Annotated in this window: 16 protein-coding genes; 7 read left to right on the plus strand and 9 right to left on the minus strand. The window is 42.6% G+C overall.

Annotated features, from left to right (window positions below; genetic code table 11):
* Window positions 1–109: 109 nt before the first annotated feature.
* Window positions 110–3169, minus strand: coding sequence for an AAA domain-containing protein (locus LRQ06_RS18995; protein WP_232768616.1), 3060 nt, complete (start codon window positions 3167–3169; stop codon window positions 110–112).
* Between the two features lie 241 nt (window positions 3170–3410).
* On the opposite strand from LRQ06_RS18995, the gene LRQ06_RS19000 reads away from it, so the two are divergent.
* The 6 genes from LRQ06_RS19000 to ylqF all read left to right on the plus strand — a co-directional run bounded on the left by LRQ06_RS19000 (window position 3411) and on the right by ylqF (window position 9077).
* A complete protein-coding gene (locus tag LRQ06_RS19000; RefSeq protein ID WP_232768617.1) occupies window positions 3411–3623 on the plus strand; it encodes a nucleotidyltransferase domain-containing protein in 213 nt (70 codons plus the stop codon).
* Window positions 3624–4023: 400 nt separating this feature from the next.
* Window positions 4024–4263: a helix-turn-helix domain-containing protein gene (locus tag LRQ06_RS19005; protein WP_232768618.1), complete on the plus strand. Its 240-nt coding sequence runs from the start codon at window positions 4024–4026 to the stop codon at window positions 4261–4263.
* The gene (locus LRQ06_RS19010) at window positions 4257–5585 is read left to right on the plus strand and encodes a type II toxin-antitoxin system HipA family toxin (RefSeq protein WP_232768619.1); all 1329 of its coding nucleotides are present in this window, start codon (window positions 4257–4259) and stop codon (window positions 5583–5585) included. The genes LRQ06_RS19005 and LRQ06_RS19010 overlap by 7 nt, the downstream gene beginning before the upstream one ends.
* Before the next feature lie 150 nt (window positions 5586–5735).
* Window positions 5736–6761 carry a DUF1176 domain-containing protein gene (locus tag LRQ06_RS19015; protein WP_232768620.1) on the plus strand — a complete coding sequence of 342 codons (1026 nt, stop codon included), beginning with the start codon at window positions 5736–5738 and terminating at the stop codon, window positions 6759–6761.
* A gap of 33 nt (window positions 6762–6794) precedes the next feature.
* The gene (locus tag LRQ06_RS19020; RefSeq protein WP_232768621.1) at window positions 6795–7928 is read left to right on the plus strand and encodes a hypothetical protein; all 1134 of its coding nucleotides are present in this window, start codon (window positions 6795–6797) and stop codon (window positions 7926–7928) included.
* A gap of 204 nt (window positions 7929–8132) precedes the next feature.
* Window positions 8133–9077: a ribosome biogenesis GTPase YlqF gene (ylqF, locus tag LRQ06_RS19025; protein ID WP_232768622.1), complete on the plus strand. Its 945-nt coding sequence runs from the start codon at window positions 8133–8135 to the stop codon at window positions 9075–9077.
* A gap of 83 nt (window positions 9078–9160) precedes the next feature.
* Here ylqF and LRQ06_RS19030 read toward each other — a convergent pair whose 3' ends face one another.
* The 7 genes from LRQ06_RS19030 to malE all read right to left on the minus strand — a co-directional run bounded on the left by LRQ06_RS19030 (window position 9161) and on the right by malE (window position 20279).
* Entirely contained in the window at window positions 9161–9973 is an 813-nt protein-coding gene (locus tag LRQ06_RS19030; protein ID WP_232768623.1) for a MalM family protein, read from the minus strand.
* Window positions 9974–10099: 126 nt separating this feature from the next.
* The gene (locus tag LRQ06_RS19035; protein ID WP_124935814.1) at window positions 10100–11398 is read right to left on the minus strand and encodes a maltoporin; all 1299 of its coding nucleotides are present in this window, start codon (window positions 11396–11398) and stop codon (window positions 10100–10102) included.
* 588 nt (window positions 11399–11986) lie between these two features.
* Window positions 11987–14143, minus strand: coding sequence for a methyl-accepting chemotaxis protein (locus LRQ06_RS19040; protein WP_232768624.1), 2157 nt, complete (start codon window positions 14141–14143; stop codon window positions 11987–11989).
* 94 nt (window positions 14144–14237) lie between these two features.
* Entirely contained in the window at window positions 14238–16319 is a 2082-nt protein-coding gene (locus LRQ06_RS19045; RefSeq protein ID WP_232768625.1) for an alpha-amylase, read from the minus strand.
* A gap of 180 nt (window positions 16320–16499) precedes the next feature.
* Window positions 16500–17390 (minus strand): maltose ABC transporter permease MalG, encoded by an 891-nt coding sequence (gene malG, locus LRQ06_RS19050; protein WP_232768626.1) that lies wholly within the window; start codon window positions 17388–17390, stop codon window positions 16500–16502.
* Between the two features lie 11 nt (window positions 17391–17401).
* Entirely contained in the window at window positions 17402–18952 is a 1551-nt protein-coding gene (gene malF, locus LRQ06_RS19055) for a maltose ABC transporter permease MalF (protein ID WP_373054864.1), read from the minus strand.
* Window positions 18953–19082: 130 nt separating this feature from the next.
* Entirely contained in the window at window positions 19083–20279 is a 1197-nt protein-coding gene (malE, locus tag LRQ06_RS19060) for a maltose/maltodextrin ABC transporter substrate-binding protein MalE (protein ID WP_232768628.1), read from the minus strand.
* 636 nt (window positions 20280–20915) lie between these two features.
* On the opposite strand from malE, the gene malK reads away from it, so the two are divergent.
* The gene (gene malK, locus LRQ06_RS19065; protein WP_232768629.1) at window positions 20916–22049 is read left to right on the plus strand and encodes a maltose/maltodextrin ABC transporter ATP-binding protein MalK; all 1134 of its coding nucleotides are present in this window, start codon (window positions 20916–20918) and stop codon (window positions 22047–22049) included.
* A 291-nt stretch (window positions 22050–22340) separates the two neighbouring features.
* Here the strand turns inward: malK and malQ are convergent, their stop codons facing one another.
* Complete coding sequence (gene malQ, locus LRQ06_RS19070; protein WP_232768630.1) at window positions 22341–24512, minus strand: 4-alpha-glucanotransferase; 2172 nt, start codon at window positions 24510–24512, stop codon at window positions 22341–22343.
* Window positions 24513–24748 lie beyond the last annotated feature (236 nt).

Genomic DNA, 24748 nt, shown 5'->3' on the forward strand with positions numbered 1-24748 from the left:
GAAAAGTCTCTGAGTTCGTTCAGTCGTATATTGGAAAGGGATTCTAGCGTAAATTCAGCAGAAAAACTGCCGGAACAGGTCATAAACCTGTCCCGGTTTGTAAGCGATGCTAAAATGCTGGTTCTGGCGTCACTTCCGGTTGCCCGGTTTTCAATAGCTCAAGACGCTGCCTGAGTATTCCTGACGGAGAACCCGGGACGGTAACCCCAAATACATCAGGATCACCAAACACAATGAATGCATCTTTGGCGCGCGAGACAGCCACATTGAGCATATTGGGCCCCATATCGTAAAATTTACCGCTGTCTTTATCGTTCTCTCCATAAACGCTGGAGAACAGAACGATCAGCCGTTCGTCTCCCTGTAGGCTATGCACCGTTCCTACTGTCAGTCCTTTGATACCAGCTTTCCCTAATTCAGCCCGGATTAACTTCGCCTGCTGACTGAACGGCGTCACAATTCCAACCGTTTTGGAGAGGACTTCAGCATCACTCAACTGCCGGTATTTTTCATTGTGCTCCCGGGCATAATTCAGGATCACCGAATACTGAGACAGCAACCATTGAGCAATCGCGGTCGCTTCCCCCGGGTTTCCCCGGCTGCAACCATAGGAACGAGATGCTGAACGAACGGGCTGAAATGCCATGGTTCCCCAAGGCACGACATGGGATGCTTTACCTCTTAACGGTTCAAGGACACCCTGATAAATCAAATCGTTGCAGTAATCAATAATGGAATTTAAACACCGGCGATGTTCGGTCAGGTAAAGCCCCCGTGGCAGCTGTTCAAACTGATGAAAACGACACTGACGCTGTGACAGACGCATCACATTGCCACTACTGGCGAGCAAACCACTGTCTAACCATGATTCATAATCTTGTTCATCACCCAGTAAATCAAACAAAGCCAGATTAGACCGGTCAACACTGGCTGGAATGCTCCATACAGGTTGAATCTGATCCGTATCCCCGACAATCAACGCTTTTTTCGCCAGCGCAAAAGCAGTTGCGGAAACATCGGGTAATGCCTGTCCGGCTTCATCAACAATCAATAAATCAATTTCTTCCAGTAATGGTAAATCCATCCACACATTGTCTTTGAACTCACCTGCCATAAAAGTCCCCGGCACCATGTAAAACGTAGAGACAAAACAAGGCGTTAATTTGGCATAACGATGAAGTTTGCGCCTCATCTTCACCGGCGACTTCTTATCTTCATCATGGGATTCGACAAACAACTTGGTTTCTTTCAGCCAGCGTGCTTCAAAATAGTGTGTTGCCAGTTTGAAAAGGTGAAAACGGAAATAACGGTCATTGACTTCTGCCACTTGATCAGAAAATGATTGGCTACTCAGTTTGAGTGATTCAATAGGCTGTAGCCATTGGGTCAGCTTTTCCTGATATTGCCTGAATTCTTGCAGGCATTGTTCTGCGCTCAAATGCGTCTTCTTCAGATACTTAATTTTTTTATCAATGTCATCCAGATTGCCTTGAATTGAGGCTTCAACCGCTTGATCGGATTTATCCTTTAGCCGTCTTCCCGACTGATTTAATAAGCGGCGCGTTTTCCGCCAGGCCTTGTCTCGTACCGGAGGAAACCACATCAATAAATTCATCCACCAGGGTCGAGACTCCCAAAGCGCGTAAACCGCATCCAAAAGGGATTGTTCTTTGTTATACTGCTGCGTCTTCTCTCTAATCTGCTCTGCAAGCACATTGAGCTGCTCAGTTAAATCGCTTTCAGACCCATACATCTGCTTGATCACACCCAGAGCCTGCTGCCATTGAGCTAACAACTCAAAGCCTTGCTTCATTTTATGTTCAATCGCTTTCATCTCACGATGGAGACATTGCAGTGCTTGATCAATATCGGTACATGGTTTGCCATACCAGCGGGAACATTGACTCAAGAAGTATTCACTTGCCTGCGTGACAAACTCCTGCGTCTGCCATACCTGCATACATCCCTCACCCTTTGGCCCTGAATAACGATATGGATTACTATGATTTGCTTTACCGGAAGCACAAAAATACAAACCATAACTGTCCAGCTCAGGGAGCCATCGACCTTTCAGGGATTCCTCTAATCCGGTCTCATCAATTCGGCCAAAGCTTTCAAGTATATTAGTCACCGCCTGATTGTTATTCGAGGTTGCAACAATGAATGGCGGTTCTTTTTCATCCAGCGCGGCTTGTGTCCATAGATTTGCCACTACAGATCGGATTAACGTCGTTTTTCCTGTTCCCGGCGGCCCATTCACTGCCAGAATCTCTCCCTCTTTTTGTTCAATAAAATAGTGCAGTGCATTTCGCTGTTTGGCAGAGAGCGGGAATTCGCCAGACATCTGCCCCACATGACGTTTTGCCAATTTTGGTGCATATTGCTGGTCTGAAAACGGCGTCAACCTGGCATTTTTTCGTTGATTATAAGCACGATACAAATTCGGGAAGGTTTTATTATCTAAAATGAAATTTAAGACTTTGAGTAAATTGAAACTGGCTCCAACCACTGGTGTATCCAGCTGCAAGAGACATTGATTGCTCATCTCATACGCTTCATCTATGGCGATTTCGTCAAGCCAAGTTCCCGGCATCGCTTGATCGGCTTCGCGGTATGATGTACCTGTGGCATGACATAATAATCTTGAACAATAAGATGTCAGTTGAGACCAGTTTTCAATCCCTTCAAATGGGTGCTGCGTGAAAAACTCATCGAGTAATGGCATTTCCGTGAATGGCTGGGTCGCACTCTGAGTCGGGCCAATCCATACCCGGGGAATCCACGGTGCTTTATTGGTCGGTCGTAATACGCCATTTCGATCTAAGTTGGCAAAAACTACCAATGGCATTAGAACCGTTCGCTTGCGTTTATCTTGAGAACCACCCTGAAACCTTAAATGGTCCACCCGGGGGAAAATAACAATTTCCAATTGCTGAATCGGTTTCTTGCCCTTTTTTTGCCGGGCATTAATGATTTGAACTGCCAGATTTGGATCAATTGCTCCCTGTTGCCAGACTGAATCATGTAAAGCAAGATAAGTTGCTTTGGGATCTTGTTGTTTATCCGGCCCCAGCACCGGCAAAATGTCTTTATCATCCGGACATAACCGATCAGCGTCAATCAACGATTGACGAAAATATTGTGTAATTTGGGTCTGATACTGCCTCATCCCTGATCCTTACGTTGTCAGTTTTATTTTTTAGTTGTTCAGCGATCAAAAGCCCTAAACGGCCACTTTTGTGAGCTTAGTTCAATATGACTTAACCATCATACCCAATCTGTATCACTTTCACTAATACTCAGGAGAAATTTTTGTTGCATTTCATCGGTGTGCATTCACCTTCCCCTTTTACCCACATCTACGGTATCCTTTTCAACTCCTTGCTCATACAGACTGAAAACCCGAACTTATGAATCAAAGCCTTGGCCATCTTCCTGAATCCAACCAACAGCAAATTCACTCGGTCGCGTCGCTGATCCGCGATGCCGTGGATGAGGCCGCTGCTGCATCTAAAGGCAAGCAAGGGTTTAAGATTTACAAAATCATTCTGTTTGGCAGCTATGCCCGCCTGCCGGATGCGCAGGGGCGCACGCCCTGGGTGTATGAACCGGAGAATGGCTAACATCAGCGATTACTATTTTCCTGCGGCTGAGAAAACGTTAAGGCTCGCTTTCAAACCCATGTTTGAAGAAAAGGACTATTTGTTGGCAGGTTCTACCCAATTTAGCGGGCACATCGCTGTACGAACCTGGAACAGGTACGAACAATCGAGGAACAAAGGAAATTAACCGCGATTACACGGTAAGAAATGCGTCCAAACTGGAGGCATTTCTTTTATCACCAGTAGAGGCTCTAGCCAGAAACTCTTGGATGAGATTTGTCTGGACCTATTTTTGCCTCTCTTTTGTTTATATACGCCAAACAGTATATACACTCAATATACCCCATAGAGTATATTTGCATTATATACTGTTTGGCGTATATAATACCTACTATCTCCATCTAAAACTAAGAGTATCATAATGCTAGTTAACACTCCGACAGCCATTGGCAATGCGCTACGCGAAGCCCGAAAGGGAAACGGGTTAAAGCAAACAGATCTTGGTCTGCGACAAGCAACGGTATCTAGTTTTGAAAACAACCCTGAAAAATCCACAATAGAGACCCTATTCAAGCTCCTATCTATCAATGGGCTAGAAATGCATATTGTGCCAAAAGGCACGAACATTACGGAAACGAAAGGGGTTGTTGACGAATGGTGAATCGACTTCACGCTTACATGAATGGCGTAAAAGTTGGAGTACTTGAAAAGCGCACAAACGGCGCACATGTTTTCACTTACGATTCAGACTGGATTTCAGCACCAAATGGTCGCCCTATCTCGCTTTCTATGCCTCTCAGGAAAAATGCATATACTGGCAGTGAGGTTATTAACTTCTTTGATAACTTGCTGCCAGATAATCAGCAGATACGAGATAGAATAGCGGCTCGCTATAAAGCAGAGACTAAACAGCCATTCGACCTACTAGCTAAGGTGGGTCGAGATGCTGTAGGTGCCATCACGCTAGTTCCAGAAGGATTTGATGTAGACGATCATCGCTCTATCACCGCTAAAGCGTTATCCGAAGAACAATTAGTTCGAATCCTAAAGGGGTACATGGAAGACGCCCCTCTGGGGATGCTGAAAGAGGAAGATGACTTTAGGATCTCGATAGCGGGTGCGCAGGAAAAGACAGCCCTACTATACCACGATGGAAGATGGATGCTGCCACAGAGAATGACCCCAACTACACATATTATCAAGCTGCCGATCGGTGAAATTGTTTCTCAGAGCAATGTTATTGATTTGTCTGCTAGTGTCGATAATGAGTTGATTTGTATGAGACTAGCAGAGGCGTTCGGTATTAAGACGGCAAACTGTGGCATTATTCGGGCTGGTGATGTTCGTGCCTTGTCTGTTGAGCGATTTGATAGAAAATTGTCTGTTGAAAATGGCTACTACTTGCGCTTGCCTCATGAGGATTTTTGCCAAGCAAAAGGGATTCCATCGGCTAGAAAATATGAAAGCGACGGTGGTATCGGTATAAAAGATGCGGTTGATATTTTGCGATACTCATACGAAACCAACGATACCGTTACTTTTGCACGTTCTCAGATATTGTTTTGGCTACTGGCAGCCATTGACGGACATGGAAAGAATTTCTCAGTAAGTATAGCCGCATCTGGTCGCTATCAGCTTGCACCATTGTATGACATTATCTCGGCACATCCGCTAACAGGTGGTCGTGGTTTAAGTGAGCGTAAGATCAAGATGGCAATGAGCTTACGTGGCACTAGTGGGCGAAAATGGAAGTGGCACCAACTTCAACCGCGCCATTTCGAAGATACCTTTCACACTATGAACGTCCCGAACATAAGGCGAGAAAAGGTTCGCGTATTGCTTGATGAGTTTGAATCAACGACAACGGCTGTGATTGATTCTGTTGGAAACTCGCTACCAGCTGATATCAACGAGAGCGTAAGAGATAAGATATTTAACGGCATCTTAAAGACCGTTAAGAAGATTCAATTGACAGAAAAATAGCTCAGAATTTAAATAAAAGCCTCGCAGTAGCGCAAGTTATCACACAACCACGCAGGTCCAATCAAAACAAACACAGTAAAACATTTCGCATTTGAATCTGTCACTCATCCTGATTACTATGCTTCTCATTAACAATGATATGAGTGACTTATGAAACGATTCGCTACGCTTTTCATGCTTTCTCTGAACCTGTTCCCAGCTTTTACGGTTTATGCAGGCGAACCAAATACGCAAAAGCAAACTTTTCAACATAAAGACTGGTATCTGGCCTGTGATAACACCGGGACATGCCGGGCGGCGGGCTATGCTAAAGAAGGGTCACAGGAAAACTTTGAACCCGGCGCCATTTTTCTGGTCCGAAACGCGGGCGCAGCGGCACAGGTTACAGGGCGATTTATTTCTGAATACAGTGAAGAAGCCGTTAAACAAGCTCAGCTCAGCATCAACGGGCACTCCTTCGGTAAATTGGGCCCAAAAGGCACACTGACAAAAACACAGATCAACGGATTGCTGAAAGTCGCAAAGTCCAACGCCAACATAGTGATCACTCTCAATCAGTCTTTATGGCGGATCTCAGATCGCGGTATGACCGCAGTTTTCCTGAAAATGGATGAAATGCAGGGGCGGGTCAAAACATCATCTGCAATGGTTTCCAAAGGAAATCGTTCCCTGGAAAAAGTGTTTCCCGAAAAATCAAAACCTGTGATTCACCAATCCCCGGTACAAGATAAGGAAACGCAGTTGATCGATACTCAAAATCCACTCTATAAAACATTACTCAAGGCAACACAGCCGATGTTTGATGAATATTGTGATTTCCCGAATAATGGAGAACCGATTGAATACGCCCGGTTGGATGATACTCATGCACTGGCAGTTCGTATGTGCTGGATGGCGGCCTACAATGCCGCCAGCGTTGCCTTTGTGCTGAGCCCGACCCCGCCCTATACCGTGCATCAGGTTATCGGAGATGTGAACGTCTATGACAATGGCAGTCTTTATATGCAAATGAAAGGCCGTGGTGTCGGAGATTGTTGGAGCTTCAAAAGCTGGGTTTATAATGGTGAAAAATTCTTGCTGGCGAATATCTCAGATACCGGATTATGCCGTGGCATGCCGGGCGGCATCGCCCCAATGCCAACGTATACCACCGAAGTCATCCCCCCGAAACGGTAATCAAGCGGATAAGATAATAAGGATAATGTTTTGATGTCGATATTTCGTATTTTCATACTCTTTTTAAGCCTGTGGGCATGCTCTTTGCCCACGTCAGCCCAACAACCAAAACAAGAAATCACGCACGATTTTCATGTTGAGATCCTGCAACTGCCTAAAAGGTCAGATGCCTTTTTCCCTTTTGTTTCTTCAAAAAAATACCCGCGAAGTGCAGCGAAAATAAACACGATGTTACAATTCATGATCTTCGAAAAACCTGTGAAACGGCGCGATTTTTTAAAGCCCTCCACCTCGCCATTCAACAGAAATGAATCACCCTGGACGTCTATCTACAGCGTCGGTTCCAAAGAATTTACGAATTTTCTATCTATTACCATCGATGGTGAAGGCTGTGGGGCATACTGTGAAGGTTTTTCTTACACCTTGCATTTTGATAAATATTCGGGGCAAATGCTGACATTACCGGACTTTTTTACTCCGGATAAGCTCAAGCAACTGGAAGATAAGTTACGCGCAGTTAACCTGAAAAAAATCGAACCTTATCTGCAAGATCCGCCGGTCAGAAATGACAAGGAAGAAATCAATGGCGATTTCACCGATTACGACGTTTATCAGATGTATCAGTCTTGTTATGATGATTTGAAAAAGCCCCCTTATCTTACATTGGATTCGGAAACCAATTTCTCACTATCTCAACAGAGTCTTGAAATCACTCACGGACGATGCTCGAACCACGCCATGCGAGCACTGGATGAAATTGGTTCTTTCACCAACACATTAACGTTGAAAGAATTTTCACCCTATTTAAGTGATGCCGGAAAACAGTATTTGTCCACAACCCCATATCAAATGCCCGCTTTCCACAGCGCTTTCCCGGTTTGGTCAGGCAAAATCGCAAACCGTTATCCTGTCACTTTTATTAAGGCGAGATACACCAGATGGCATTACTGGTACGATAAATACCAAACGCCGATTGAATTGGTAGAAAACGGCCGTGACCCATCCCATCCTCAGATTCTGAAATGGGTTGAAAGAAAATATGATAATCAGAAACGGAATTGGATAACCACGGCGTTAATTCAGCTTCGCTTTAAAGATAAAACGGCAACCGGAACTTATCTGAGACTGTCCGATAAGAAAACCCTGCCTATTATTCTGCATGAATAAGCCCTAAGCTCATGCGTAATAGTTCCGGTGAGGATATAAGGAATTCGAACCTTTCGACTTGTCATTTCCCGAATACAATGCCGAGGTTAGTTGGATACAATCCTCAATCTACCGTACAATTACCACAATTCAAATTCATAAAGGTCTCTGAGTTTTTATGTAGTACGTAAAAACTCAGATTATCATTAAGGTATATGATTCAATATGGTTAACAACACAATTCAATGGTTTCCCGGTCACATGCACAAAGCAAGGAAGGAAATTGAAGATGCAATTCCTCAGGTGGATGTGATTATCGAAGTCCTTGATGCGCGTATTCCTTTCAGCAGTGAGAACCCAATGATCGCCGAGTTACGTGGTGAAAAGCCTGTCGTAAAGGTGTTAAACAAACGCGATCTGGCGGATCCCGAAATGACTCAGCTCTGGATTGAACATCTGGAAAAAGAGCAAGGGGTAAAAGCCATTGCCATCACCACTCAAAACAATTCCGAAGTACAGCAAATTCTGGAGTTATGCCGAAAACTGGCACCGCACCGCGAAGAAATTGGTAAAAATATTCGCACCATGATCATGGGCATCCCCAATGTCGGGAAATCAACCATTATCAATGGTCTGGCAGGCAGAATGATTGCACAAACCGGTAACCAGCCGGCCGTTACCCGACGCCAGCAGCGGATCAATCTACAAAACGGTATTGTATTGTCGGATACTCCTGGAATCTTATGGCCGAAAGTGGCAAACCCGCACTCAGGTTTTCGTCTGGCGGCCACCGGCGCCGTCAAAGACACGGCTATGGAATACGATGAAGTCGCCTTTTATACTGTGGAGTATCTCGCTGCGGAGTATGCTGACTTACTGAAAGCCCGTTACCAAATCGAAGAGGATCCCCAGTCGGATATCGAATGGATGGAAGAAATCGGCCGTAAGCGCGGCGCGCTCCGCTCCGGTGGCCGTATCGACTTGCATAAAGCCTCTGAAATTTTGCTGCATGAACTGCGTTCCGGCACCATTGGTGCAATCACTCTGGAAAAACCGGAGATGATCACGCAGGAACTCATTGACGTAGAAAAGGAAGAAGCCCGCAAAGCGGAAGAAAAAGCCAAACGAAAAGAAGAACGCCGCAAACGCTATCTGAAAAATAAGCGCTAAACGAGCAAAATCACCGGAAAGAGGGAAAAAATTTCCCTCTTTTGTTGCTGTTCAAATAACAAAACACCATCATCACCAACAGCTCACCGACTGTTGTTTACCGATTCAATAAAGGTTTCCTTAGCCCCTTCCACATTGAATTTTTTGGCTTCCTCTAACAATGAAAGTGCTTTAGAAATATTACCCGCTTCAACGGCTTTGCGAATTTCTTTTTTATAGAAACTACCAAGATTCGCACCGGACGGCACGTTATCGGTACTCTGCATCACACGGTCAGTTGCTACTTTGTTGGTATTCACCGCCAACCGGAAATGCCCGTAAGGGACATGTTTTGCTAAGGGGTCATCAATATCCGGTTCAACCGTATGCCTTGCTCTGGCAAAAGCTTTCGCCGGATGGAGGATAGGCGTCTGCCCTTTCAGATCTTCGGAAGATGTAAAAATTAATAACCTGAGCTTTTGTCTGTTACTATCAGGTATAACAGTGAATGTCAGGACAAATTTATCGTCATCAAAAAATTTCGCCGGAACATATTTAAAATCCTTAAAAGATTTACTGATAACAATTTGATTTTGTGCATTCAGCACAAAAACCTCAGGGGCATAGAACGTCATTTCTTTACTGACAAATGTTTCTAAACGAACATCAAGACTCCCTTTATCTCCGGGAAGAACAAAACCGGCGACGGGCCCCGAACTTTTGTCATTTAAAAGTAACTGACTGGATTGATCAATATTAAACTGCACCTGTCCGGGGATATCAAGTTTCGTCCAAGACAGGTCGGCAACATTCGCTGTCGCCTGGTCACTTTGTTCTGAAGCTAGCGATAAAGTTTTCGTTTCGGTACATCCGGCTATCAGCAAGGGAATCAATACCGCGGTAATCCACTTATTCATTGTCATTATTCCTATGGTGGTATTACATTAAACAATGACACCCAGATAACATGAAGGGGGTTATTCACAGGCTAACCGGGTGTCACATAGCCAGACATGCTGGCTATGCTGATACGATGAAAATACTTAGAACCAGGCTTCCACCTGAACCCCAAATTGCATGGTATCGTCGTCTTTTCCACTGTCAAAAGGCGTACTGTTACTGTCATCATCATATTTAAAGTATGTCGCATACAAACGAATCTCAGGACGGGCCCAGAAACTGGATCCTGCACACCATGCCTGAGCAACCGTTACCTTACCCAGTTTTGTTTTCGCGCCATCGTTGTCATCCACAGAGTAACCTAACTCCAGGATACTTTTGTGGTTTTCATCCCATTTATATACCGGTCTGATAACAGCAGACATGGTTTTCCAACGATCCATGGTGCCCCACATTTCTTTACCAACACCATAAACAAGCTGGTGACCGACTTCAACACTGTCACTGAAACCGGCAACACCCCAGTTAATTAAACGGTAACCGTAAGCATCGTCTTTCGCCTCTGCCCCATACCAGCTTCCATCACCATAAAACGCAAAGTTCTTTGAATACCCTTCAGTACCATACTGAAGAACTGTTTTGTTAAACCCATTATCCAAACCCTGAGTCAGCTCTGCGGTGAACATCACCCCATTTTCGGCATCTTTTGCTGCATCAGACGCAGAATCAGTCGGATTCACATAGGCATAATCAATACCAACTTCCAGGTTCGCTTTTGACCAAAGAGGAATGCCAGCATAGCGTGCATCAAAAGTATTAACATTCAGCATTCCATCATTACCGGTATCTGGCGTATCACCGGAGCCGGAACCATTATTGAAATTGTCATTACGGTCGTTTCGTACCCAGGCCAGTGATAATTTACCAGGACCGGTTTCGATACCCTCAATACCGGCTCCGGCACCTGAAATATTCCAGTAATACATATCACTAATATGTATATCATGACGTTGATAATAACGTTTACCGGCCCACAACGTCGCTTCCGGTGCAAAATTCAGCAAACCTTTCGCTTTCACATTGTATTGACGGAAGGCAAATTCCGCATCCGAAACACACTCGTTACCGGCAGCAACACCACAATTCGTGCCGGTTCCTTCCCAGTCATTAGATCCATTTGAGCTCATTGCAAACATAGTATCGACATAAAACGTTTTCCCGCTTTCATTGTAAACTTCCTTGCCGAGTTCCACTTCACCATAAGCATCACCTTCGTTGCCCAGACGACCGATTTTGTTTTTGTTATAAGTAATCTGACCCCCGCCATCAGGACTCATACCAACACCTGCACGCATGTATCCATGAAAATCGACATCAGCAAAAGCAGATGCAGAAATCAAAGCAGAAGAAACTGCCACAGCAATTACGCTTAGTTTATTCATATCGTTACTCCTAAACGATTCATTATTATTTTTCACTTCTTAGCTTTAAAATTACCGAAAAAAAGTAACAATAAGCCGAGTGAGGTAAGCCAGGGAATAAACCCTGTTTTATTTTGTTTCACCGATAAATAGCTTAAGAAAAATGATTAATAATGACTTCATCCACAGAAGATTAATTAAGGGGTGAGAGATAAGGAGGAGATAATCGAACTAAAAATAATTTTGTTATCTTTGTCACTAAATTAAGGATGAGAATAAGATATCCGGACAAACTAAAAATAAAAACTGTTATTCATCTCATATTTTAATAAATTAATTTTGTTCCCAATAACAAATTTTAAATACAGTTTCAGAGAGGTTATTTTTAATAATGCATTGAACTATTTAAATATAACCAAAAACTTTTCCACACAATAAGGATAATACCCAAATTACTTTACGAAATCTGGGTATAATATTTAATTGTACTGTACTGAAATTAATGAATTTTTAGCTAACTAAACATTCATACTCAAGCGACCTGAAGATGCGATATTCAGTGAGATTTGTCTGCGCTTGAAACAAGGCTCTAATTTGAAAGCAAAGGTATTATAACCGGAATTTTTTCACTAAACCGGCCAGTTCAGAAGATTCCTTCGTCAATAATTCTGCGGCACTGGCACATAACTCCGAATTACTCCGGTTACCATGAGTCACACTGTCAATCTGATTAATACCTTCGGACACCTGCTCCGCACCAACCGACTGCTCCGTTGACGCCTGTGCAATTTTTTCCATCAATGTCGAAACTGAACTAACGTTATTCACGATATCTTGTAGTGATTGTGTTGCTTTGTCTGTCAGCTCAATGCCTCGTTTTGTTCTTGTGGCAGAGTTTTTAATTAGTGCCGATGTTTCCTGAACAGCATTAGCACATCGTACCGCAAGGTTTCGTACTTCTTCAGCGACAACGGCAAATCCCCGGCCTGCTTCACCGGCCCGGGCGGCTTCTATAGCAGCGTTCAATGCCAGCAAATTCGTCTGCTCAGCAATACCTTCGATTGAACTAATAATCGCATTAATATCATTACCTGAAGACTCAATTTCCACCATAGCACCGCTTAGTTCATTCATAATCTCGCTTGCGGTAACAGCATAAGTATTACTGACGCCAGAAAGATGACTGACATGACGGGCATCTTCAGAACTGCTTCGGATTTGTTGAGCAATATGACTGATCGTTGAATTTATTTCAGTTACAGACGAAGCCGATGTCGTCGCGCCACTGGCCAGAGTATGGCTTAAACCTGATATTTGGGCAGCATTTTCTGCAATCACTCCTGACCGGGTTGAAATATGCTGTATCAATTCACTGAGATCCTCTACCATTTTCTTCAGTGCAAGTCCCAGTTGATCTTGTTCGGATGCCAGCTCGATATCAATCGTCAAATCACCCTGAGCTACCGTTTCGGCTGCTTTAGCCTGTTTCTGAAGTGAAATAGCCATCTCATCTAACGCTTCAGATAGTTGCCCTATTTCGTCCGATGACACGTGGCCCAACCTTGAGTCAAACCGGCCTTTGGAAACCATTTGCGCCATTTTGACAGAAGACAATATCGGCCGGGACAATTTATCCGAAAAATAGAGGATACCCAGTAAGGCAACGATGGTCATCGATACACCAATCGCTATCTGATTCAGAATATTTTTAACAGCCTGCCCGGCCAATTCTTCATTTAACTGGTATAAGTTATTCAGAACCAACGCTTTACTGACTTCCAGCGTAATGAACCAGCGAACGCCGGAATCACCAAATGAAATAGGCACTAATACCCGGTAAAAATGAGAATTTTCATCATCTATACGTGCGTCATTACTCAGCGATGAGTAAAGGCTTTGAAACGATTTGTCATTGTATATCTGTCTGACTGATTGCCCGATATTTTTCGCATTTTGGCTATCAGCAACCACCAAACCTTTATCGGTCGAGATAACCACATGACTTTTCCCGTTATAAATACCCTGAGAAGCTTTTACTGCCAGATTCTGAACGTAATCTAAGTTAAAATCCGTACCGGCAACACCAACGAATTTCCCTTTTACCAAAATAGGCACAGACATACTGGCAAGCCATAACCGTTTCCCCTGAAACTGATAAGGTATCGGGGCAGTAACCACTTCTTTACCGGTTTTTTGAGGAATCTGATACCAGGCATTTTTCATCAGCCCATTGACATATTTTCCAGAAGAGTCATATCCGTTCAGTGGATGTATAACAGGGTGTCCCTTCTGGTTTCTGGTTATATATGGAACATAACGACCACTTTTATCGCTATCGTTCCGACCAGATTCGATATCCGCATCATTACCGTCAAATGCATTGGGCTCCCAACCACTATAAGTACCATGAAGGTGTGAGTTATTATTTAGTACTGCTTCCAGGAGATTATTAATTACCTTCCGGTTTAAAACATGAAAAAAGTCATTAGCATAATATGATTTTATCGCTGAAATAGACGTTGAGACCGATTTCGCCGATTCTAACCCTTTTTCAATCTGGAGGTTAATCGACTTTGCTGACTCGATTGCTTTATATTGTAATTTTTCCAGGACTTCTCGCTTAATTATTTCAGACGAACGCTTTGACACTGTTTTCTGAGAAATGTGGGATGAATATACATTATATCCAACCAAAATGATTGAAGTAATAATTAAACAAAAACCTGCGGCAAGTGCTATTTTAGTTCTTATTGATTTTATTTTCATGGCAAGATTACTCTTTTTAAACCAGACCTGACATTAATTTCCGAGTCGTCTGTCAACAACTCAGAGAATTAATGAAAATAAAATGTAAAATGGATTATTTCTGATAATGGCCAAAGTAAGCCACAACGACTTTGTCTTTTCCTGATGTTCTTGAAAACACATAAGCGCTTTTGTTGGGTAAATCCAGATGAATACCGCTCCCAACGGAAGGGTGGCGATGTCTGAACTGGCCTAATGTGCGCCAAAAGTGTAAAAGAGACTGTCTTTTTTCATCCAGATTCCAAACCATATCTGACCGGGTTCCCTGTTGGAAATCATCTTTAGGATAAGGTCCGATATCTCGTGCCACTTCATCACCATAAAACACCTGAACGGCGCCCGGACTCAGCAGAAGCGCTGCTGCTACTCCTTTCTGCATATCAAAATTCAGATACCGGCTGAAGAACAACTCAGTGTCATGAGAAGAAATGTAACTCACCGGATTCAGCTTGTTTTTCTCATGAAGCGAATCTGAATAAAACCGATAAATATCGTCCATATAACTCAGACAAGCCGCACCTTTCGCAACACTGTGCTGAAAATCAAAATTAAGCAACGCATCGAAGCCATTGTTATAATCCGGACTTTTTGACGGTCCCATCCCCCAGACTTCGCCCATCATCCAAAAAGGACGTGTTACGTTATCATGACGGGCCTGATGAAATTGCCGTAACTTAGCGGTTGCTGCGGATTTCAGCCGTTTCCAGACATCGCCATTGACATGTTTAACCGTATCGACCCGAAACCCATCTATACCAAACCTCTTAACCCAGTCACTCTGCCACTCAATTAAATAATCGGACACGGTATACCCTTTTTTAGTCACAACCCTGGTTCCGGGATTATGTAAAAGCCACTCAGGTGGCGTGACGTGTTTTTCCGATTCGGTGAGAAAATCCGGTAGGCCGGATAAAGAAAGAGTTTGATCCGTTGACCCCGGCTGAGGATAGCCTGGCAAACCAGCTCTGACCCAGTCTCCACCCCACCACTGTGACCAGTTCTTACTTTTATAATCAATCAGTTGATTGAAAGTGTGCCAATTTTCTCCGGTTTTTGGTTGCCAGTCTCCCCACCGCTCAGGTAACAGGGAGGTATCCGGAACGACTCTGACTTTGTCTTCCTGTAAATCCGATAATGTGGCATAGCCCGCGTGGTTCAGAACGACATCCAACAACACTTTTATTCCCCGTTTATGGGCTTCATCAACCAATGTTTTTAATGTTGTTTCCGTTCCTAAATTCGCATCAATTTTAGTAAAGTCTCTGGCCCAGTAACCGTGGTAGCCATAAAACGGAAATGAACCTCGTTTCCCTCCTCCGACAAAGCCGTGGATTTGTTCAACGATGGATGATAACCATATCGCATCCGTCCCCAGACTTTTAATATAATCAAGGTGGTTAATGACGCCCTGAAGATCTCCGCCATGAAATGTTCCTATTTCGTCTTTCCCATCAGAATGTCGTCCATAAGCATGGTCGTTGCTCTTATCACCGTTAGCGAACCGGTCTATCAAGACAAAATAAATGTTCGCATTTCGCCAAACCAATGAATGATGCTCCTCTCGAAATTCATCGACAGCACGATCGACAGGTTCGAGAAGAACCAAACCATGGCTCTCAGGGGAAGGCGTAACCAAAACATGTCTGTCTTTAACTGTCACAACCTGATGACTAAACGCATCGCGTAGCACCGTTCCATCGGCAAACGTATTACCCAAATCAATACGGACCGGTTTGTTGGTATATACCGGGCATTGCACATCAGGCAAAGGACGGGTAAAACGGGCTTTATCCGTTGTGGCAGGTTGCCTTTTTACTTTAATTGTGTGGTTGTGTTCATCGTAGATGAATGCGTACTCCCCGGGAAAACGGATCTTAGCGTGAAACAACCCAGGGGTATTGCATCCAACATATAATGGCGTGTTAAATTTGAATTTCTGTCTGGCTGGTGGAGGGCATTGTCCATCCTGCTCAAGAACTTGAATTTGGTAGTTTTGTTTTTTCAGATGAATCATTAAGGGTTCACGGTTTTGCAGCTCTCGCATCTGATGTGTATCACCGGCAGACACCGTCAGTGTTGCTGCCTGTACCTGAGTTGCTAAGCATGCAAGCCATAGGTAAGAAGGTATCTTTTTCATAAGCAAATCACGTTATTATCAATTATAGTTTTTAGATAAAATACTCAACTATCGGAATGGTTGCATCCTCCTCAGAGGTACGCCCCCAGATAATTTCTGCAGTAACAGATAAAAAAAACGCTGCTTTATATGCAGCGCAAAGTAATGAAAAACAAACGGACAAGAAATACCAACTCACGTTTACCCTTTTACACCACCAGCGGTCAGCCCTCCGACAAGCCAGCGCTGAGCCAGTAAAAAAACAACGGTAATTGGCAAGGCAGATAAAACAGCAGCAGCAGCAAAATCACCCCATAAGTAGTTTTGAGGGTACAAATATTGCTGCATCCCAACAGCCAGCGTGTATTTGTTAATATCAGATAAAAGAAGTGAAGCTACCGGTACTTCTCCGACGACCATAATAAATGACAAGATAAACACTACCGCCAGAATTGGCACAGATAATGGCAGTAATACCAGACGAAATGCCTGCCAGGGCGTTGCGCCATCGAGTGCAGCAGCTTCTTCCAATGAATTATCAATCGTTTCGAAATACCCTTTAATCGTCCAGACATGCAATGCAATGCCACCCAAATAGGAAAAGATAAGTCCACCATGTGTATTCAGTCCGAGAAACGGCACATATTGCCCTAATTTGTCGAACAATGCATAAATTGCCACCAAGGCCAGTACTGCCGGAAACATCTGGAAAATCATCATGGCTTTTAGAATAATGCTTTTCCCACCGAATTTAAGCCGGGCAAACGCATAGGCAGATGTGGTAGACAAGGCCACGATCAATACCGATGCAATCGATGCCACTTTTATCGAATTCCATAACCAGGTCAGAACCGGAAATGGCGGTGGGGTTACCGTACCATCGGCATTAACCACCGGAAAACCAAATGCAAGTTTCCAATGCTCCAGAGAAGGGTGTTCCGGAATCAGGCTTCCTGTTGAGAAATTACCTTCACGGAAAGATATCGCAACAATCATTAACAGGGGGAAAATAATCAGGGATAAAAATGCCCATAATCCCAGATGAGCCGCCCACACGCGATACTTCAAATTTTTTCCTTGTACCATAGCCATTGTGGTTCTCCTCAGTCTTGTTCTACACGGGCAAAGCGAAGGTTTATCAGAGCCAGAGCCCCTACCAATAAGAAAATCAATGTCGCGATAGCACTGGCTAATCCGAAATCACGGCCTCCACTGCCTTCAAATGCAATTCGATAGGTATAACTCACCAGTAAATCGGTATATCCTGCTGGTTCAGTGGTTCCTATCATATTCGGTCCTCCGGACGTTAGCAGATAGATCATGACAAAATTATTGAAGTTAAAAGCAAAACTAGCAATCAATAATGGCGTCAATGGTTTAATCATCAGTGGCACAGTTATTTTTGTAAAGTTGTAAAACGGCCCGGCACCATCAATGGCTGACGCTTCATATAAGTCATTGGGAATGGCTTTTAATAAACCCATGCATAATATCATCATATAAGGAAATCCCAGCCAGGTATTAACCGTAATAACCATGATCCGGGCCATCAGTGGATCTGAAAACCAACCAGGTTTAATTCCGAACAAAGCACTCAGAACCATATTGATTTCACCAAAACTCTGATTAAATAACCCCTTAAAGATTAATATTGATATAAAAGCAGGAACCGCATACGGCAGGATAAGCAACACCCGGTAAATAGCACGTCCTCTTAATTCTTCCCACTGAACAACACTGGCCAGCACCAGCCCGATGATTAGGGTTAAAACTACTGTGGCAGCAGAAAACACGATGGTCCATATGAAAATACTGATAAATGGTTCTTTGATTCCATCATCTTTCCAGACACGTTCAAAATTCCGTGTTCCGATCTTAACAATAAATCCCGGTGATACCGGATCGCCGAAAAACTGACCATCAGAATTAACAGGTTGGTAAAAGCCCGTTTTCATGTTTGGTTTAAGTAATTGATTTAATTTATTATTAATTAATGTAGCACCATCTTTTTTAAGCGTATACAACGGCATAATGGCTGAAAATTTCCTCAAGCCATTCATTCTTATCGTTTCTTTCTCCGACTTAACTAAATTCAGTTTTCCAAGAACATGGCGGTAAAGAATGATCGATTTTAAAGGCTCTTTTTTCATACCATTCAGAGAATCTAATTTGGATAAAGGCAAAGTATCTGAAACTTTATCGAAGAAAAAAACCGGCGTTGACAGGTAGTTATCATTATCACGAACTACGATCCGATATCCATTTTGATATTGGTAAAGATCAAAGGAATAATCTTTTCCACTTTGAAACGTTTGCTCAAGTAATACCGACTGGACTCTTGGTAAGGTCAACTGGTTCTTAGCGCTATAGTTCGTAAAAGAAAGTCCGACAGTATACATAAGGGGGAATAGAATAAATAAAATCATCCCTGCCAGACCTGGATAAATATAGCGATGCACATAGGTTTTCGCACTTCCGAAAATGTACAATGCAAGAGCGGTCATGACTATAGTCAATAGTGCAAATGCAATTTCTCCCCGAGAATACATCAAAATAGATGCATACCCGTTAAGAATGCCGATAGCGATCAGCACAATCCATTTTATCACTTTCATTTTATTCTTAAGGAAGGACCCAAAAGAATTATTGTCCATTCTCTGAGCTAACTGCATAAAATCTCAGTCCTAATTTGTCTTTGTAAAATCAATACCAATTTTTTGTTTCAGGTCACTTCACCCATTTGGAAAAGCAAAAAGAAGCAACCTGAAACGATTCTCTTATAAATTAATGAGCAATCTGTTTTTTCGCGTCTGCGAATGCTGAGTCAACAGACTGACGTCCATCAACCACATTGATAATTGCATTTTTAACAGAACTCCAAAATGCATTCATCTGTGGAATATTTGGCATGATTTCACCATGAAGCGCGTTAGCCATTGTTGCTGCAATTCTTGGATCTTGTGCAAGTTGTTTTTGGAAAGATTTTAATGCGACCGCACCAAGAGGCTTATCATCATTGACTTCTTTTAACCCCTGATCTGTCAGTAAATAGTTTTCAATAAATTCAACAGCCAGATCTTTATTTGGAGATGCAGTGCTAATACCGGCTGACAAGACACCAACAAACGGTTTCGAGGATTGACCGTTAAATTTCGGCAATACTGTTACGCCATAATGAATTCCTGACTTTTCAATGTTTCCCCAGCTCCAGGGACCATTGATTGTCATAGCAACCTGACCCTTATTAAAGGAAGATTCGGATACGGCATAATCCATATCAGGCGAAATAACGCCTTTGTCTACCAGTCCTTTCAGGAAAGTTGCTGCTTTTTTTACACCAGAGTTATCGACTCCGATATTTTTTACATCGTAGCCTGTCTGTTTAGAATATTTGAATGCGTATCCCCCATCAGCCGCTAGTAGAGGCCAGGTAAAATACGGTTCTTTCAAATTCCACATAATGGCTTTTTTATTTTGTTTTTTGAGTTTGGCGTCAATTTTTGCAATATCTTCCCAGTTTTTGGGTGGATTAGGCACTAAATCTTTATTGTAGATTAAAGAAAGAGACTCAACAGCGATCGGATACCCAATGTATTTGCCTTTATATTTGACAGCATCCCATGCAAAATCAACCATTTTACTTTTTAAAGCCTTAGAAGGATGAATCTCAGTAAGCAACCCTGCCTCGGCATAACCACCAAAGCGGTCATGCGCCCAGAAAACGATATCCGGACCATCGCCGGTTGATGCCGTTTGAGGGAATTTATCCTGTAATCCATCCGGATGAAGAACAGTAACCGGGATTCCTGTTTCTTCTTCAAATTTCTTACCAACTTCAGCTAAGCCATTATATCCCTTATCACCATTAATCCAGATTGTGAGCTGACCTTCTTGAATTTTTGCATTTGCCGAACTGACAGCACTCATTACGCCAAGAGCAACCATTGTGCATAACGAGATGGTTTTTAAAGGTTTCTTCATTTTAGTATCCTTATTTTTAAAATAATTACATACGTAGGGCTAGTCCGAAACGGATCGGAAATCCATCTGACATGCTGTTAAAGAGAACGCTTTTCAGTTCAGAAGGGGAATTTAACTAATCAACTTACATCCTTGGTTTAGGCAAACAAAGCATCTTCATAAAACAACATGCCCCTATAATGGAAAATAATTTCCATTTCCTCCTCATCCTTATATCTACGCCCCTACAGTAAAAAATCATTTTCGTGATATTCATCAACATTAATGTCAGTATATCCGCTCACTTATTGTTTTTTTATACAAGGTAACATTTAAAATCACAAAAAATGCCACTGTATATTTCATCATTAAATGATTTATAGCCATGATATTACTCTCATTATTTGTACTCATACTTAACTATCCCCCCAGAAAATAACCAGAAAGGAGGATGCATATTTCATCCATTCTTTTCATAATGATATTATTAAGAAATGGCACATTCTTTATTTTCAGTTGCTATTAAATTTACCACGTAGAAAAAATTGATTTATATTTATTCGTTTTATCTCAATCTCATTTTATATATTAATGTAAGAATCATTCGAATAAGATAAAAGTCACAAAAATTAATTTAAAGAATTGAGGACCAGCTGCATGGCAAATGTCACATTGAAAAATGTATGTAAAGCTTACGGTGACCAAATGATTTCTGAAAATATCAACTTAGAGATCAAAGATGGCGAATTTGTTGTCTTCGTCGGACCATCAGGATGCGGCAAATCAACTCTACTTCGTTGCATTGCAGGTTTAGAGGATATTACATCTGGTGATCTTTATATCGGAGAACAGCGGGTGAATGACATCGAACCATCAAAGAGAGGTGTGGGAATGGTGTTTCAGTCTTACGCTTTATATCCTCATTTAAATCTCTATGACAATATGTCTTTCGGACTCAAACTGGCAAAAGCAGATAAGAAAGAAATTCATAAAAGAGTCACAGAAGCGGCCGAAATCCTTCAGCTCGGACATTTACTGGAACGTCAGCCTAAAGCACTGTCTGGTGGCCAAAGACAACGTGTTGCAATAGGACGGACGTTAGTGTCACGACCTAACGTATTTCTGCTCGATGAGCCCCTATCCAATCTCGATGCTGCATTAAGGGTAAATATGCGCAGCGAAATTACTAAATTGCAAAGGCAACTGGGCTGCACAATGATTTATGTTACCCATGATCAAGTTGAGGCAATGACAATGGCAGACAAAATTGTTGTTCTCGATGGAGGTTCCATTTCTCAGGTCGGACAGCCGCTAGAGCTTTACCACTACCCCAAAAACCGTTTTGTTGCTGGCTTTATAGGTTCTCCCAAAATGAATTTTATGTCTGTTCATATTGAAGAAGTAGAGGAAGAAAAAGTCATGGTGCAATTATCTAACGGATCTGCATTTTGGATCCCGGTAAAAGGGGAAAAAATTACCAAAGGTTCCCGAATGTCTCTGGGTATCAGACCGGAACACCTGATTAGTGCTGACAGCTCATCTGTGACTATTTCGGGAAAAGTACAGATTGTAGAAAAATTAGGTAACGAGACTCAGGTTTACCTTACTTTGGATAATGCCGATGCGAATGTGATCTACCGGGCTGCGGATACACTGGACGTCAACCCAGGCGAACATTACTCAATAGGTATAGAACCTAACCGATGCCATTTATTTCACAGCACTGGTGAAGCCTGTCGTCGTCTTTATCCGGAAAATGGTGTTGATTTCGATTCAGTTGAATACGAATAACCGAGAGTCCCTCCTTGTTAAAATGAAAACCAATTAATACACTAGCGATATTCGGGTCAAATTATTGAATTTTAATCCCTGACCCGCTTTTTACCTATCCAGTATCGATTACCTTTAACCTCTTTATTTATCTAGATAGATATTCAACCATCCATTAACCCCATTGCCTCTCTCTGAGAATTGATTTTATGGTAGTCGGTTGGCCACAGCACCACACTATTGAGGTACTATCAAATGATAAAAAATCATCGCTGTGTTAACAAACGATGATTTTTAGAAATGAAAACAAGATTATAATTTGAGGTTTGCTCGAACTTTATTGACTCTTTCTGTCAGGCGACATACAGAAGGGATATAGAAAACATCTTCGACATCTGCACATAATTTTCTTCGCCAGTTAGGGTATTGATCAACCGTCCCGGGCACATTTACCGGATCACTCATATTTAACCAATCTTCAATCTGCATACTAAAAAATTCTGAATTACATGAAGCTGCATAAGTCTGAATAAATTCACTTAAATTTGGGGACATAGACACACTGCCAGACTCATCAGTATCCGATAAGACCGCTTCAGAATCGCTGTCTCTCAACAGGTTTAAAAGTCCTTTTCTGATTCGCTCACGATCATTCAGCAATCTCTTAAAAAGTCCGGCATCCGGATACAACCCGAGCTTTTGGCCCAAATACAAATCGCTGCCTTCCCAGAAGCCACTCAATGTCGGCATATCGTGTGTGCATATTGTCGCCATTGATTGTGATGGATAATTTGCCGGCAGGCGATACACTCCGTTTTTATTTCGTTCAAAAAAGAATACTTTATAGGAATAAATACCATACTCAGCCAAAATACTCGTCATTTCAGCGGGGACAGTTCCCAAATCTTCACCAATAATAGTACACTGATTTCTGTGTGATTCTAAAGCCAGTATCCCCAGTAATTCCTCAATACGGTAAGTTACATATGCACCTTCTTTTGCCTTATTACCTTCCGGTATCCACCATAAACGCAATAGCCCAAGGACATGATCAATTCTCAATGCTCCACAATGTTTCATATTTGCCCGAAGGAGTTCAATAAATGGCTTATACCTGTTTTCTCTTAATTTCTGAGGAGAAAATGGCGGTAACCCCCAATTTTGCCCTAATGGACCTAATATATCCGGAGGCGCACCAATACTGGCTTCCTTGACCAAAATCTGTTCATCCACCCAGGTATCGGCTCCATATTTACTAACACCAACAGCCAAGTCACGGTAAACACCAATTGCCATGCCTTTATCTTTGGCCATTTCCTGAACTTCATGAAATTGGTTATCCGCAATCCATTGTAAGTACATATTGAACTGAATGGAATCATCGTTCTCTTGGGCAAACCGGAACACTTCATCACTATTGCAATTCTGAAACTCCGGAGGAAAAGAAGCCCATCCCAGAGCATCATGTTTTTTCAACGATACACACAATACATCAAATAAGGCCATGTTTCTCAAACTCTCACCGCCCTGGTCAACGAATTGAAGAAACACTTTAGCCCGGTCGGTATTATTGTCCAAATGACGCGATTTAAATTCTTTGTATAATAGAGATAACACTGTCAATTTGGTCGAAAGAACTTCGGTATAATCGACCCACTTTAAATCTCTCAAAGCTTTCAGCCTACTCTGAAATTCCATTTCTCCAACCAGTGCCTGTGCCTGATGGCTCAATACAAACTCAGGTACCGAGCAAACATCAATGTATAATATGTTTAACCAATAGCGGGAAGAAGGGCTGTAAGGGCTTGCGTTTTCCGGCCAGGAGGGAAATAAAGCATGCATAGGGTTAACGCCCACATAATCGGCCCCCTTTTCAGCGGCTTCAACAACTAACTGCTTTAAGTCACCGAAATCACCAATTCCCCAGTTTGCTCTGCTCTTAAGCGAATATAACTGAGTACTGATCCCCCACAATTTTTTACCGCCGAGTAATTCCGGTTGCTTATAGCACGACAAAGGCGTAACAATAATCATGCCTGAAGAAACATCTTGACGGTCACGATCCGAAATGAAGAGCTGATGATATCCATGAGGTAATTTTTGAATACGTATGATCACAGTACCATCCGTACTGCGGTTATCATATAAAATATCGGAGATAATACGACCTTCGATCCTATCACCTTGTTCTGTATTTAGATGCCAAGTAAAATCAATCAGGGATTGTTTACCCAAAACAATTTTTATATTTACTGGGTTATCGCTTCCTTTCACGACTGTCACAGGGTCCACAGAAACGGGGGCGCATTGGTCGGTCATTGAATGAATAAGACCTGAGTCGGTCGTAGTATCATGCCCCATGATGGTTAATAACTGACATAATATTTCATCTGATACTGAAACTTTTTTTCCCCATGCATCAACATAGCTGTTTAAAATACCGGCCTTTTCAGCAACCTGGTGTAGCACTGATTTTGTTATCATTTTTCGCTCCAAAGGCATTAACTATCTAGGGTCTGTTGACCTTTTGTGGTCGATTTTTGTTCACTCTGAACGGGTTTTGATCGCGGCGCAGGGCATGTAGCTTAGTTATTCTAAGCAAATGGCCTGCAACAAAGAGCAAAGCCAGTTCAGATGGACCCTTCGGGCAGCGTTTGATGGTGATTTATTCAGCGTTGGGTCATGATTCATGTAGATGACTACACTTCACATGCCCCTCT

The sequence above is a fragment of the Vibrio salinus genome, from assembly GCF_021272385.1.
Taxonomy (GTDB): Bacteria; Pseudomonadota; Gammaproteobacteria; order Enterobacterales; family Vibrionaceae; genus Vibrio; species Vibrio salinus.

Bases quoted from the DNA above. Each gene is read 5' to 3' on its own strand.
- malK (WP_232768629.1), top strand. From the start codon at position 20,916: ATGGCAAATGTCACATTGAAAAATGTATGTAAAGCTTACGGTGACCAA.
- LRQ06_RS19040 (WP_232768624.1), bottom strand. From the start codon at position 14,143: ATGAAAATAAAATCAATAAGAACTAAAATAGCACTTGCCGCAGGTTTT.
- LRQ06_RS19020 (WP_232768621.1), top strand. From the start codon at position 6,795: ATGTCGATATTTCGTATTTTCATACTCTTTTTAAGCCTGTGGGCATGC.
- LRQ06_RS19000 (WP_232768617.1), top strand. From the start codon at position 3,411: ATGAATCAAAGCCTTGGCCATCTTCCTGAATCCAACCAACAGCAAATT.
- LRQ06_RS19045 (WP_232768625.1), bottom strand. From the start codon at position 16,319: ATGAAAAAGATACCTTCTTACCTATGGCTTGCATGCTTAGCAACTCAG.
- LRQ06_RS19035 (WP_124935814.1), bottom strand. From the start codon at position 11,398: ATGAATAAACTAAGCGTAATTGCTGTGGCAGTTTCTTCTGCTTTGATT.
- malG (WP_232768626.1), bottom strand. From the start codon at position 17,390: ATGGCTATGGTACAAGGAAAAAATTTGAAGTATCGCGTGTGGGCGGCT.
- LRQ06_RS19030 (WP_232768623.1), bottom strand. From the start codon at position 9,973: ATGAATAAGTGGATTACCGCGGTATTGATTCCCTTGCTGATAGCCGGA.
- LRQ06_RS19010 (WP_232768619.1), top strand. From the start codon at position 4,257: ATGGTGAATCGACTTCACGCTTACATGAATGGCGTAAAAGTTGGAGTA.
- malE (WP_232768628.1), bottom strand. From the start codon at position 20,279: ATGAAGAAACCTTTAAAAACCATCTCGTTATGCACAATGGTTGCTCTT.
- malQ (WP_232768630.1), bottom strand. From the start codon at position 24,512: ATGATAACAAAATCAGTGCTACACCAGGTTGCTGAAAAGGCCGGTATT.
- ylqF (WP_232768622.1), top strand. From the start codon at position 8,133: ATGGTTAACAACACAATTCAATGGTTTCCCGGTCACATGCACAAAGCA.
- LRQ06_RS18995 (WP_232768616.1), bottom strand. From the start codon at position 3,169: ATGAGGCAGTATCAGACCCAAATTACACAATATTTTCGTCAATCGTTG.
- LRQ06_RS19015 (WP_232768620.1), top strand. From the start codon at position 5,736: ATGAAACGATTCGCTACGCTTTTCATGCTTTCTCTGAACCTGTTCCCA.
- LRQ06_RS19005 (WP_232768618.1), top strand. From the start codon at position 4,024: ATGCTAGTTAACACTCCGACAGCCATTGGCAATGCGCTACGCGAAGCC.
- malF (WP_373054864.1), bottom strand. From the start codon at position 18,952: ATGGACAATAATTCTTTTGGGTCCTTCCTTAAGAATAAAATGAAAGTG.